Below are 12,684 nucleotides of genomic sequence, written 5' to 3' on the forward strand. Positions count from 1 at the left end.
CCCCACCCGGCTCGGCGGATTCCGTACGGGGATCGGCGACGACGGATCCGGACGCCGGGGTCGGTCGGTCCTGCGGATCCGCTTGCCGCGACCCGTCCACGCTGTCATGATCGACGCATGACACGAGCGAGCTCCGATGCACCGGCGAAGGCGGCGCCGCCCGACGACACCTCGAAGGCGATCATCGAGCAGCTCCAGACCGACGGACGCCGCTCCTACGCCGAGATCGGGAAGGCCGTCGGACTCAGCGAGGCCGCGGTGCGGCAACGGGTGCAGAAACTCACGGAGTCCGGCGTCATCCAGATCGTCGCGGTGACCGACCCGATGCAGCTCGGTTTCACCCGACAGGCGATGATAGGCGTCCGGGTGACCGGTGACACCCGCGTGGTCGCGGACCGCCTGTCCGCGTTGTCGGCCGTCGACTACGTCGTCCTGACCGCAGGCTCCTTCGACCTGCTGGTCGAAGTGGTCTGCGAGGACGACGAGGAACTGATCGCGCTGCTGAACGACGAGATCCGCACCGTCGACGGTGTCTCCGGAACGGAGACCTTCGTCTACCTGCGCCTGCACAAGCAGCTCTACGACTGGGGCACCCGCTAGAGGGGATCCCCGCACCGGCGCAAGCCGTCCCCAGTATCACGTTCCGCCACCCCCGACAGAGGTACGCTCAACCCATGCCCGCGAAGCCGATCGGAGAACGGACTCCCCCGTCCGGCCCGTCGGCGTCGGGTGACACCGCCTCGGCACCCGGTCTCGCGGACACCGGGCCCACGAGAACGGGCCCGCACGCGGTCGAGGTCCCACGACGCGTCGGTCGGATGACCGGCTACAGCGCCTTCCCACAGCTGCTCTTCGGCCTGGCGGTCGTCGCCATCCTCTTCGCCACGCTCCTGTTCCAGGGCGTCGACGACAACTCCGTCCTCTTCTACATCGGGGTGATCCTGGCGTTCATCGCGACGGCGCTCGCGCCGATCGTGCCGTGGCACCAGGTGCCGCGGCTCCTCATCGCGCTCCCGATCCTCGACATCATCGCCATCGCGCTCATCCGGCAAGGCGAACCCCTGATCGGCGCGGGACTCCTCTGGGTCTTCCCGACCATCTGGATGGCGACGGCCTTCGGCCTCGCAGGTGCCGTGACCGCCATCGTGCTCGTCTGCACGTCGAGCTGGTCATCCCTCGCGATGACCCCGGGGGACATCACCATCGCCAACCTGCCGGCGCTCGTCATCCTGCCCACGGTCCTCGCGTTCGTCGCCGTCTCCACCGCGATGACCGCGAAGCGGACGGAGGCGCAGCGCGTGCTGCTGAACAAGCAGGCCGGCCAGCTCGAGACCGCCCTGGGGCGCGCCCAGGACCAGGAGAGCCGCCTCGCGGAGATCCTCAACGCCGTGAACTTCGGCGTCGTCCGCTTCGACCGCATCGGAGCCCGGGCGATGGTCAACCGGTTCCAGACGCGGCTGCAGGACGAGGTCGGCGAGCTGTCCGACGTCAATCCCGCACTCCCGGTGTGGGCCGAGGACGGACTGACCCTCCTCCAGCCGCAGGACAAGCCGTACATCCGTGCACGCCGTGGTGAGGAGTTCGAGAACCTCACGGTGTGGCTCGGCGCCCCCGGTACCGAGCGGATCGCCCTCGCCCTCACCTCCCGCCGCCTCTACGACCACGAGGGCGGCTACGACGGCACGGTGCTCGTCTCACGCAACGTCACGAGCGAGATCAACGCGATCCGGGCCAGGGACGACCTCGTGGCCTCCGTGTCGCACGAGCTCCGGACGCCGCTGACGTCGATCCTCGGGTACCTCGACCTCGCGCTCGACGACCCGGGGCTCCCACCGCGGGTCGCGAAGCAGCTCACGATCGCCCAGACGAACGGCGATCGACTCCTCGAACTCATCGCGGACATCCTCGCAGCCTCCCGCGACGTGAACCGGACCATGGTGCTCGAACGCTCCGAGTGCGAGCTCCGGGAGATCGTCGACCGCTCGGTCGAGTCGTTGGCGCACGTGGCCGCCGAACGGAGCATCACCATCGTGCGCCACGACGAGGAGGCCGTGCCGTTGTTCGCCGACCCGTTCCGCCTCCGGCAGGTCGTCGACAACCTGCTCTCGAACGGCATCAAGTACAACCGGGACGGCGGCGAGCTGAGCGTCGGTGTCACCGCGGAGGGCGACACTGCCTGGGTCATCGTGCGGGACACCGGCATCGGCATCTCCGAGGAGGACCAAGCGAAGCTCTTCGAGCGGTTCTTCCGCTCCGACCTCGTCCGCAACTCCACGGTGCACGGCAGCGGTCTCGGCCTCGCGATCAGTCGGGACATCGTCCGTCTGCACGGCGGCGACCTCACCGTCCACAGCGTGCTCGGTGAGGGCACGACCGCGGTCGTCCGTATTCCGAGAGGCGGCACCGAATGACCTTCGACAGCCAGACCGTCGCGGTGATCAACGCGCTCGTCATCTTCGTCTGCGGCGCGACGTTCATCGTCAACACCTTCATGCGGAAGGACGACGCGAGCGGGAGGGTGTGGTCCGTGTCCTACATGGCCGGGATGTTCACCAGCTTCTCCTACGTCGTCAGCGCCCTGAGCCAGGAGGCCTGGTGGGCGATCGCCGCCGGGAACGGTGGATACGTGCTGAGCATCGCCGCCCTGTGGTCCGGCGCGCGGCTCTTCAACGGCAAATCGAGTCTGCTCTGGGTCTCACTCATCGGGACGGCGGTCACGATCGTCGCCGCGCTCGCCGCCGGCCCCTCGGGAGGCCCCTGGGCGGGCGCGCCTGCGACGTTCCTCTGCATCGCCCTCTTCGCGGGCCTCGGCGCGGCTGAGACGCTCGTCGGCGCGATGCGGGACAACCCGACCACCCGTGGTTTCACCATCGTGCTCGGCATCGCGTCGGCGTTCTTCGCGGCTCGGCTGGTCGCACTCCTCGTGGAGGGGCCGGACGGTTCGTTGTTCACGACGCTCTTCGGGACCGTGGCCGCCTCGCTGCTGCTCATCGCGCTCCTCATCGTCGCGACCGTGGTGCTCTCGGTCCTGCGGGCCGAGCGCGCCGCACCCGCCAGCCGACGGCACGGGAGCATCGTCGCGTACACGGGCGACGACGTCCTCCTCCAGGAGTCCTTCGTCCGGATCGTCGACGACTGGCTGGAACGGGCGAACTTCCATGACGAGCAGCTCGCGATCCTCCACGTCCGGCTCGACGACCTCGATGAGATGAAGACGGCGTTCGGAGCAGCGTTCAGCAGTGAGGTCGCCGAGGGGTTCATCTCCTCGGTCCGTCGGTACGGCCCGACGCTCTCCGACATCGGCGAGGACGGCGCGGGGTGTCTCCTGATCGCGACCCCCGCAACGGACGCCGACGTCGCACTCCAGGCGGCCAAGGGCATCCAGGACGGCCTGCTCGACCACCCCGTCGAGACCACGCCGCGCCTGCGCCCGACGGCCAGCATCGGGATCGCTCTGACCGACTACCTCGGGTACGACGTCGCCGTCCTCACGCGTGCCGCAAGCGACGCCAGCCTGCGTGCCGCTGCAGCCGGCGGGAACCGCACGGTCCTCGCCTCGTCGACGGCCACGGGCCGCTGACGGCTCGGACCGAGCTCGGTCAGGCCTGCGGGGCGATCGCGATCGTGAGGGTGTCCACCGCAGTCTGCTTCGCATACTCGGCGGACGTCGGCGTCGCCTGCACCAGCAGCTCGTAGGTGATCGTCAACGTGACGCCGGTCGCGGCGCTGTCCACCTCGGGGAGGACGAACGTCTGGCTGTAGCTGTACGGCGCCTTGATCAGGTACCCCGGTGCCACCGTCGACTGGTCGGTGAACGGGGCAGGCGACTCCAGCTGCCCCTTCGGTCCGTGGACCGTCGTGGTGAGCGTCACCCGCGACAGGTAGAGCGCCTGCAGATCGTCGGGGTTGAGCACGCCGCTGAGCGAGAAGCTCACCGGTTTGTTGACGTCCGCGGTCCACGCGTCCATCGACAGTGTGGACCAGTAGTCGACCGTGAGGGTGGCGGAGCCCGCCGTGAGCGTGTGCTTGGCACTCCCGCTCGCGAGTTCGTTGGTGATCGCACTCACCGTCGGCCTCGGCGTCTTCGACACGCGCGGCGAGCTGGTCGGCTGCGCGCCCGGCTCCTCCCACGGAGGCGTGCCGCAGGCGCTCAGCCCGAGGACGAGCGCGGCGGCGGTCGCGGCCTGGAGGGCGTGCCTGACGTGCCGGTTCCGGACCGGGCTTGGGTGGTTCGACATGAGGCTCCTGGCGGGTGTCGGAGGGATGATCGAGTGACCCTCGAGGGTCCGTATGACCCACGAACTGGGGCCAGCGCGAATCTTGAGGAAATCCTGAGCCGACGCTATCGCATTCACGCGCGAAAGCCGCGCCCAACGCGGCAGAGTTGCAACTGCAGCGCGAACCGTTGCACTCGACCCACTCGGAACAGGACCCCTGATGTCAGAACTCGAAGCGCGACCGGACAGCTCTCGGCCCAACGCCCAGCAGCCTGACCCTCGGTACATTCAGACGCAGCCGCTTCTCGCGCCCGAACTTGAAGCGTATGCCAACGAATTCATCGACTCGGTCAACTCGCTCCCCGAGTACCGCGCGACCATCGGGTGCATCATCCCCGCCTACAACGAGGAGGAGTCGCTGCCGGCAGTGCTCGCGTCCCTCCTCGAGCAGACGCGGATGCCCGATGTGATCCACGTGGTCATCAACAACACCACGGACCGGTCGGTCGACGTCGCCGCGCCCTACGCCGGCCCGCACTCCCGGGTCGACGAGGACGGCTACGAGCAGTTCACCGAGGTGTTCATCCACGACATCGGGAAGAACCCCGACAAGAAGGTGGGCGCGCTCAACTACGGCTTCACGCTCGTCGAAGGCTACGACTACCTGCTCGGTGTCGACGGTGACACGGTCGCCGACCCGACCGCGATCGAGTCGCTCGAAGCCGAGATCGTCTCGGACAGTCGCATCGGCGGCATCTCCGCGATCTTCTCGATCGACGACGAGCCGTTCAAGAAGCAGCTCGTCCCGGCGTTCCTCATCGCCGGCCAGCGCACGCAGTTCGCCGCGTTCAACATGCAGAACATGCTCCGAGGCCGCAACATGGCCGTGCTCGGCGGGCAGTACTCGATCTTCTCCGTCCAGGCCCTGCGCGACGCCATGGAGCAGAACCACCAGTCCACCCCGTGGGTCAAGGACTCCGAGGTGGAGGACTCGCTCCTGTCGCTGCAGATCAAGAGCGCCGGCTACCTCACGAAGATCAGCGCCCGCGCCCGTGCCGACGTCGGTGGGATGACCACGGTCCGCTCCCTCGACGCCCAGCAGGTGAAGTGGAACTACGGCGCGATCGAGCTCATGTGGCCCGGCCAGCGCGGCGACACCAAGGGGCAGCCGTTCCACCCGAACTTGCGACTGCGGTGGCTCGAGAACGCGGAGATGCTCCTCAACATCGTCACGCGCATCCTCTTCGTCGTGCTGCTCGCCGGGTCGCTGTCGATCCACGCCTTCGTGTTCAGCCCCGTGTGGCTCATCCCGCCGCTGGTCGCCATCTTCCTCAACCTGCGCATCGCGCTGTCGATGAAGAAGCGGAACGCCCGCGACATCCTCTTCGCGGTCCTCATCTTCCCGGCCGAGTTCTACATGTGGATCCGAATGGGCCACTTCATCCGTGCCTGGTCGAAGTTCGCGTCGAACAAGAAGGTCGACAACTGGGCCGAGCAGGCGAAGGCAGAACGCGGCTCGGGCAACGCGCACCTCGCGCCGCTCCTGTTCGTCCTCGCCGCCATCATCGCGATCGTCGCCGCCTGGACCCAGCTCTCCCCCGTCGTCCAGTCCACGATCCTCTGGGCGGGCTGGCCGGTCCTCGGCGTCATCACCGTGCTGCAGACGCTCAGCATGTTCGGCAAGCTCATCCGTCGTCAGCGCGGCTACCGCGTGTGACGTCCCCCGACCCGGGCACGGTCGACGCCGACGAACTGCGCAGGTTGCTCCGAGAACTCTCGGGCGACCTGCGCAGTCGTCGTCGGTTCGTCCAGACCTACGTCGAGATGTGGCCCACCCGTCTGGCGCGCCTGGGAGCGGCACTCGACGCCGACGACACCGACGAGTCCAAGGTCGTCCTCCTCAGCATCCGCTCCTCCAGCGTCATGCTGGGCGTGATCGGGGTGGCCGGACTCGCGAGTGCCGGTCTCCAGGCGATCGAGCTGGGGCGACTCGAACGCGCGCGCGAGATCCACACCGCCCTCCAGGAGGTCGGCCGTCGCAGCTGCGAACGGCTGCTCGAACTCGACGCGGCAGACGCAGCGGAATCCTGAGCTCCGTCCACCGGGCGTCGTTGGTCGCCGGCGAGGCTCCGTCGCGGTCGGGACCGCGGTGGTCTCAGTCGTCGGAGGTCATGCGGTAGCCGACGCCGCGCACCGTCTCGATGAACCGCGGGGCCACGGTGCTGTCCGCGAGCTTCCGTCGCAGGTTGGCGAGATGCACCTCGATCGCACGCTTGTCGGCTTCGCTGACGTAGTAGGCCGTGATGTAGCTCTCGCCACGGAGCATGAGCGCGAGGTCCGCCTTGCTGCGCACTCGACGGCGGGACTCCATCAGTGCCTGCAACAGGTCGAACTCGCTCCGCGTGAGGTCGACCTCGGTGCCGTCGACCTCGACGATGCGGGTGGCCGAGCTGAGCTTCAGACCGCGGTGGACGAGCCACCCTTCGCCGTCGTCAGGCCCTGCGGCAGCCGGTTGCATGATGATCGGGACGACCGACTGCCCGACGGGCGCGGCATGACGCGCGACGGTCTCGTGCACGATCGTGGGGTCGGGCGACGACACCTGCTGCTGCAGCGGCGGTGCCGCGACCTGGGCGACGGGAGCCGGCTCGACCGCGGTCGGAGCCGGTTGTGCCGGTGCCGCCGCAGCGACGGCCGGAGCATCACCGTTCGCGCGAGGCCGACGCAGCATCGCCTCGATGCGGGCACGGAGCTCGCGCGGACGGAAGGGCTTGGTCATGTAGTCGTCGGCGCCGGAATCGAGGCCCTGCAGGGTGTCGATCTCGTCGCCGCGGGCGGTGAGCATGACGATGTAGGTGGAGCTGATGGCTCGGATGCGCTTGGCCGCCTCGAAACCGTCGATACCCGGCATGCTGACGTCGAGGGTCGTGACGAGGGGGTTGTGCCTCCGCACCGCCTCGACGCCGTCGAGACCGTTCGCGGCGGACACGGTCTCGAAGCCGGCCTGCTCGAGGACGGTCTCGAGCAGTTGGCGGATGTCCGCGTCGTCTTCGATGACGACCGCGGTCCGACGTTCGCTCAGCTCTTCGGTCACGATGCCCCTACCCGTTCCACCCGTCAGCGACGTGCCGGATGTGGCCGTTGCCGACTCACCACGCGCTGAATCCCTTGGCCAGTTGCACGGCCTGCTCCGGCCACCATACCCCAGCAAGGGGGCCACCGTTGCACGCTCCGTCGCTCTCGCCGGGGGCTTTCACCCAGAGGTTCGCGTCGAGGTGTTCGGCCTGCGCGGTGAGGGGCTGCTGCCCCACCGTCCGGCCGGACGGGTTGCACCATTCGCCGTTCGAGCCGCTGCCGTTCCGAGAGGTGTCGATCACGTAATGGGCGCCGTCGAGGAGGCCGCTCAGTTCCTCCGCATAGGCGATCTCGTCCTCGGTCGTGTTGTAGTTGGAGACGTTGGTGGCGAAGCCCGTTGCGTCGGCGACACCGGCCTCCCGGAGGAGCTCGGCCATCTCGGCGGGCGGTCGCCAGTCGGAGTGGCCGCCGTCGAGGTAGACGGGGACGGACGCGTCCGCGAACTGCTCGGTCGCGGCTGCCAGTTGCCGCATCCTCGCGGTTCGGTCACCGCAATCCGGTGCGAGCGCGACGGCATCCGGTTCGAGGATGACCGCGACGCGATGATCCGCGACGGCGGCGACGATCTCGGCGACCCAATCCTGATACTCGTCACTCGACAACCCACCTGCCGACTGGTTGCCGCAATCCCGCTCCGGGATGCCGTAGACCGTGAAGACCGGCATGGAGCCGGCGCGTTCGGCTGACCGGACGATCTCGGAGACAGTGCCCTGCACCGTGTTCATGGGGTAACGCTCCGGGACGAGCCAGATCGCCGTCGGCTCCGCTGCGAGCCGTGACGCTGCCGCGAGTTGGTCGGCGACATCCGTCGGGTCACCGTCGGACCCACCACTCGTCCCGGTCGTGGCGGAACTCGACGGTTGCTCGGTCGTGGCGACCTGATCGGCCGCGGCGGCGCGAGCGGCCAGTGAGGACGGATCGACGTACAACTGCGCGCCGTCGAACGGGCCGGCGGCGGCGTTCGGGACGCGGCTCACGAGCGACACCGCGAGCGCACCGCCGGCGAGGAGCACGGCGACGACGCCGAGGGCGACGGCCGTCCGGGTACGTCGTCGGTCGCGGGGCGTTCTCGGCACGGATCCTCCTGCATGGTCATCCGCAATTGTGCCCGACAAAGCCTCGCCACGGTGCCGATTCGCTCGAATCCGTGCCCCGAGTGGGGGGTGGACGCCGTGGCTGGGAGGCACCGAAGCGTCCGGGGCCGCTCGGCCCGCTCCACGAGCGCGCACGCCGGACTGCACACCAGGGCCCGCTGCGCAACGTTGTCCGGATCGCCGCGGCTCCCTACCCTTGATGATCGGAGCGACGCAGGGTCGCCCCAGGGCCCGAGGAGCACACACGTGAGCACGAAGACCATCCCCACCTCCGATGCGGCCGCCGGTGGTGCGCCGGCGAAGGTCATCCCGTGGGTGCTCGGGCCGTCCCTCGTCGTCATCCTCGGCGTCGCACTGTTCTCGATCCTGCTCCCGAAGCAGGCCGAGGCCGTCTTCGGCTCGATCCAGTCCGGCATCATCGGGAGCCTCGGGTGGTACTACGTCCTCCTCGTCGCGGCCTTCGTCATCGTCGCCATCGTCTTCGCCGTGTCGAAGTTCGGCGACATCAAGCTCGGCAAGGACGACGACGAACCGGAGTTCTCGCTCCTGTCCTGGTTCTCCATGCTCTTCGCCGCCGGCATGGGCATCGGGCTCGTCTTCTACGGCGTCGGTGAACCGCTGACGCACTTCCTCGAGCCGCGCCCCGGCGTGACGGGGTCCGAGCAGTCCCTCGCCCAACAGGCGATGAGTCAGACGTACCTGCACTGGGGACTCCACGCCTGGTCGATCTATGCGGTCGTCGGTGTTGCCCTGGCCTACGCCGTGCACCGAAAGGGACGGCCGATGTCGATCCGCTGGGCGATCGAACCGCTCCTCGGCAAGCGCGTGCAGGGCGGCTGGGGCAACGCGATCGACACCATCGCCGTCATCGGCACCGTCTTCGGCGTCGCGACCTCACTCGGGCTCGGTGTGCTGCAGATCTCCGCAGGACTCGGCTACACGGGCATCGCCGAGCCGAACATCCTCACCCAGGTCATCCTCATTCTCGTGATCACCGGTGTCACGATCTTCTCCCTCGTCTCCGGCGTGCACAAGGGCATGAAGTGGCTCTCGAACACCAACCTGATCCTCGCCGGGCTCCTCCTGTTCTTCGTCCTGTTCGCCGGCCCGACGCTGTTCCTGTTGCGCGAGTGGGTGCAGTCGATGGGCGCGTACCTCCAGAACGTGGTCGGACTCACCTTCAACGTCTCCGCGTACCAGGGTGCTGCCGGCGAGGCCTGGCAGTCCTCGTGGACGACCTTCTACTGGGGCTGGTGGATGTCGTGGGCACCCTTCGTCGGCGTCTTCATCGCCCGCATCTCGAAGGGGCGCACCGTGCGGCAGTTCGTGCTCGGCGTCCTCCTCGTCCCGACCCTCGTGACCTTCCTCTGGTTCGCCGTGCTCGGCGGCACCGCCATCATGCAGTCGCTGGAGGGGCGTGACTTCAGCGGTGCGGACGGTCCCGTGGACCTCAACACCGCCCTGTTCAACATGCTCGCCGGCCTGCCCGGTGGATCGATCGCGACCGTCGGCGCCCTCCTGCTCATCCTCCTGTTCTTCGTGACCTCGGCCGACTCGGGATCGCTCGTGATGGGCATGCTCACGACCGGCGGGACGGAGCCGAGGAACCGGGTCCGGATCGCCTGGGCACTCGTGACGAGCCTCCTGGCCATCTCGCTGCTCATCGCGGGCGGTCTCGCGTCGATGCAGACGGCGGCCATCATCACCGCGCTGCCCTTCAGCGTCGTGATCATCCTCATGTGCGTCTCCTCGTTCAAGGCCTTCGGCATCGAGGTGCGGCGGGAGCAGCGGGCGAAGCGCCGTCTGTTCGCCGCAGAGCTCACCGAAAGCGTCTCAGCCGACGTGAGCGAACAGCTGTCAGATCAGGTCTCGGAGCAGGTCACGGAGCACTTCGGCACGATGACCGCCCAGCTCGACCTCCGGCAGCTCGCGTCTCCGGACGCCCCGGGATCATCGGCCGTGTCCTCGGACCCGCGGAAGCAGGACCCGAAGCAGCCCCGCTCGAAGGACTGACCGGGCGGCTCAACCGACGGGGAAGCGGTCCGAGATCCAGGCCGCTTCCTCGGCGGTCGGCGACCACGCCGAACCGGCCGCGGCGTTCGCGCGGATCTGTTCCGGAGTGGTCGCGCCGGCGATGACACTCGTGAGCCCGTCCTGGGCGAGCAACCAGCCGAAGGTCGCCTCGAGCATGGAGATGCCGCGCTCGTCGCAGAAGGCCTGGTAGGCCTCGATCGCGTCCCAGGGCGCCGTGTCGAGCAGGTGCTTGCGCTGGCGCATGATGCGGCTGTCCGCCGGCCCGCCGTCACGGGAGAACTTCCCCGTGAACAGGCCGTTGTAGAGCGGGAAGTACGGGAGGAAGCCGACACCGGCGGCGCGCATGGCCGGGAACAGCTCGCGCTCCGCGCCCCGGACGAGCAGGCTGTACTCGTTCTGGGCCGAGATGAATGCGGGGTGCCCGGCGGTACGAGCCGCCCAGTCCGCCTCGGTCAGCTGCCAACCGGCGAAGTTCGAGTGGCCGGCGTAGCGGATCTTCCCCTCGTGGACGAGCTCGTCCAGGGCCGCGATCGTCTCCTCGATCGGCGTGAACGGGTCGGGGGTGTGCAGCTGGTACAGGTCGATCCAGTCGGTGCCCAGGCGGCGGAGCGAGCCCTCGACCGCGAGCCGGATGTAGCGACGGGAGCCCTTGGCCCCCCAGTTCGGAATCGGGCTCTCGTAGTCCACATGGCCGAACTTGGTCGCGAGCACGATCTCATCCCGCCGTCCGGCGATCGCCTGCCCGAGGAGTTGTTCGCTCAGCCCGTACTCCCGGCCGTAGATGTCGGCGGTGTCGAAGAGGGTGACCCCGGCGTCGATCGCCGCGTCGACGACGGCTCGCGTGCCGTCCAGGCTCTCGGTGACCGTGCCCTCTCGTCCGAAGTTGTTGCAGCCGATACCGACCGCTGAGACGAGGAGGCCGCTGCGACCGAGTGGGCGATAGCTGAGATCAGACATGCATCCAGGCTAGCCCGAGCGTCCTCCACAGGCACCTGTCGGCCCCCGACGCCGCGGCCAGGACCACGTGACGCATCGCGCCGATCACGGGCTTCCTACGCTCGGTGCATGATCACACACCTCACCATCACCGATCCCGTACTCCCCTGCTCCGTCATCGCCGACCCGACCGCCGAGGGCTTCCTCAGGATGCCGACACCGGTGGGGCGGATCGAGCTCCGCTCCGTCGACGACGCGGTCTCAGCCGTGCGCTTCGAGCACCACGGGCGACTCCCACTCGACGGGGTGGACGAACGCCCCACCGCGGTCCTCCTCGACGCCGCGGAGCAGATCGACGAGTACTTCCGCGGACGACGCACCGTGTTCGACCTCCCGCTCGTCACGACCGGCACGCCGTTCCAGCAGGCGGTCTGGTCGGCGCTCGGCGAAGTGCCGTTCGGCGACACCATCGGGTACGGCGCCCTAGCGGCCGCGGCCGGTGCCCCGCAGGGCGGCCGGGCGGCCGGCCAGGCGGTTCGGGCGAACACCATCGCGCTCCTCATCCCGTGTCATCGCGTCCTCGGAACCGGGCGGATCGTGACGGGCTATTCTGGCGGGGACGGACCGGCCACCAAACGCTGGCTCCTCGACCACGAAGGGATCCCGTACCGCCGATGAGTCCAGCCTCCCCGACCATCGTCGGCACCGATGGCCTGACCCGCTGCGCCTGGGCCGGGACGGACGCGGAGTACCAGCGCTATCACGACGAGGAGTGGGGCGTGCCGCTCCACGGACAGCGGCAGGTCTTCGAGAAGATCAGTCTCGAAGGGTTCCAGGCCGGGCTCTCCTGGATCACGATCCTCCGGAAGCGACCGGCTTTCCGGGAACGGTTCCACGGCTTCGACCTCGACGCCATCGCAGCCATGACGGAGACGGATGTCGAGAGCCTGCTCGATGACGCCCGGATCATCCGGCACCGCGGGAAGATCAACGCGGTCATCGGCAATGCCCGCACCGCCCTCGAGCTGGGCGATGACCTGGACGAGCTCCTCTGGAGCTTCGCTCCCCCGCCACGGCCCGCGCGGTTCGCCGAGTGGACCGAGGTCCCCGCGGTGACCCCCGAGTCCACCGCGCTCAGCGCCCACCTGCGGAAGCGCGGCTACCGGTTCGTCGGCCCGACGACGATGTACGCCCTCATGCAGTCCGGAGGGCTCGTCGACGACCACCTCGTCGGCTGCTGGCGCTCCGAGAGCGCTCCCTGATCCGGA

Annotated in this window: 12 protein-coding genes; 8 read left to right on the forward strand and 4 right to left on the reverse strand. The window is 68.7% G+C overall.

Annotation, left to right across the window (positions count from 1 at the left end; translation table 11 throughout):
- The first annotated feature begins 117 nt into the window (after window positions 1–117).
- From ACQ3HE_RS13745 to ACQ3HE_RS13755, 3 genes are all read left to right on the forward strand, one after another.
- Complete coding sequence (locus ACQ3HE_RS13745; protein ID WP_064295326.1) at window positions 118–600, forward strand: Lrp/AsnC family transcriptional regulator; 483 nt, start codon at window positions 118–120, stop codon at window positions 598–600.
- Window positions 601–674: 74 nt separating this feature from the next.
- Window positions 675–2,411, forward strand: coding sequence for a sensor histidine kinase (locus ACQ3HE_RS13750; protein ID WP_430893167.1), 1,737 nt, complete (start codon window positions 675–677; stop codon window positions 2,409–2,411).
- Window positions 2,408–3,580, forward strand: coding sequence for a diguanylate cyclase domain-containing protein (locus ACQ3HE_RS13755; protein ID WP_430893168.1), 1,173 nt, complete (start codon window positions 2,408–2,410; stop codon window positions 3,578–3,580). Before ACQ3HE_RS13750 ends, ACQ3HE_RS13755 begins: the two co-directional genes overlap by 4 nt.
- A gap of 19 nt (window positions 3,581–3,599) precedes the next feature.
- On the opposite strand, the gene ACQ3HE_RS13760 is transcribed toward ACQ3HE_RS13755, so the two are convergent.
- Window positions 3,600–4,238 carry a hypothetical protein gene (locus ACQ3HE_RS13760; protein ID WP_242664507.1) on the reverse strand — a complete coding sequence of 213 codons (639 nt, stop codon included), beginning with the start codon at window positions 4,236–4,238 and terminating at the stop codon, window positions 3,600–3,602.
- 199 nt (window positions 4,239–4,437) lie between these two features.
- Here ACQ3HE_RS13760 and ACQ3HE_RS13765 point away from each other — a divergent pair, with 199 nt between their 5' ends.
- Both ACQ3HE_RS13765 and ACQ3HE_RS13770 read left to right on the forward strand, forming a co-directional pair.
- Window positions 4,438–5,934, forward strand: a complete 1,497-nt coding sequence (locus ACQ3HE_RS13765) for a glycosyltransferase family 2 protein (RefSeq protein ID WP_079707182.1) — start codon at window positions 4,438–4,440, stop codon at window positions 5,932–5,934.
- Window positions 5,931–6,308 (forward strand): Hpt domain-containing protein, encoded by a 378-nt coding sequence (locus ACQ3HE_RS13770; protein WP_079707183.1) that lies wholly within the window; start codon window positions 5,931–5,933, stop codon window positions 6,306–6,308. The genes ACQ3HE_RS13765 and ACQ3HE_RS13770 overlap by 4 nt, the downstream gene beginning before the upstream one ends.
- Window positions 6,309–6,372: 64 nt before the next feature.
- Here ACQ3HE_RS13770 and ACQ3HE_RS13775 read toward each other — a convergent pair whose 3' ends face one another.
- Together ACQ3HE_RS13775 and ACQ3HE_RS13780 are read right to left on the reverse strand one after the other, a co-directional pair.
- The gene (locus tag ACQ3HE_RS13775; RefSeq protein WP_430893169.1) at window positions 6,373–7,311 is read right to left on the reverse strand and encodes a response regulator transcription factor; all 939 of its coding nucleotides are present in this window, start codon (window positions 7,309–7,311) and stop codon (window positions 6,373–6,375) included.
- 55 nt (window positions 7,312–7,366) lie between these two features.
- On the reverse strand, window positions 7,367–8,428 hold the full coding sequence (locus ACQ3HE_RS13780) for a glycoside hydrolase family 6 protein (protein ID WP_430893170.1): 1,062 nt from the start codon (window positions 8,426–8,428) through the stop codon (window positions 7,367–7,369).
- Window positions 8,429–8,692: 264 nt separating this feature from the next.
- Here ACQ3HE_RS13780 and ACQ3HE_RS13785 point away from each other — a divergent pair, with 264 nt between their 5' ends.
- The gene (locus ACQ3HE_RS13785) at window positions 8,693–10,459 is read left to right on the forward strand and encodes a BCCT family transporter (RefSeq protein ID WP_430893171.1); all 1,767 of its coding nucleotides are present in this window, start codon (window positions 8,693–8,695) and stop codon (window positions 10,457–10,459) included.
- 9 nt (window positions 10,460–10,468) lie between these two features.
- Here the strand turns inward: ACQ3HE_RS13785 and ACQ3HE_RS13790 are convergent, their stop codons facing one another.
- On the reverse strand, window positions 10,469–11,437 hold the full coding sequence (locus tag ACQ3HE_RS13790) for an aldo/keto reductase (RefSeq protein WP_159879191.1): 969 nt from the start codon (window positions 11,435–11,437) through the stop codon (window positions 10,469–10,471).
- A gap of 108 nt (window positions 11,438–11,545) precedes the next feature.
- Here ACQ3HE_RS13790 and ACQ3HE_RS13795 point away from each other — a divergent pair, with 108 nt between their 5' ends.
- Together ACQ3HE_RS13795 and ACQ3HE_RS13800 are read left to right on the forward strand one after the other, a co-directional pair.
- Entirely contained in the window at window positions 11,546–12,094 is a 549-nt protein-coding gene (locus ACQ3HE_RS13795) for a methylated-DNA--[protein]-cysteine S-methyltransferase (protein ID WP_430893172.1), read from the forward strand.
- Window positions 12,091–12,678, forward strand: a complete 588-nt coding sequence (locus tag ACQ3HE_RS13800; protein WP_430893173.1) for a DNA-3-methyladenine glycosylase I — start codon at window positions 12,091–12,093, stop codon at window positions 12,676–12,678. The genes ACQ3HE_RS13795 and ACQ3HE_RS13800 overlap by 4 nt, the downstream gene beginning before the upstream one ends.
- Window positions 12,679–12,684: the final 6 nt, after the last annotated feature.

It is taken from the genome of Plantibacter auratus, from assembly GCF_050587365.1.
GTDB classification, from domain to species: Bacteria; Actinomycetota; Actinomycetes; order Actinomycetales; family Microbacteriaceae; genus Plantibacter; species Plantibacter auratus.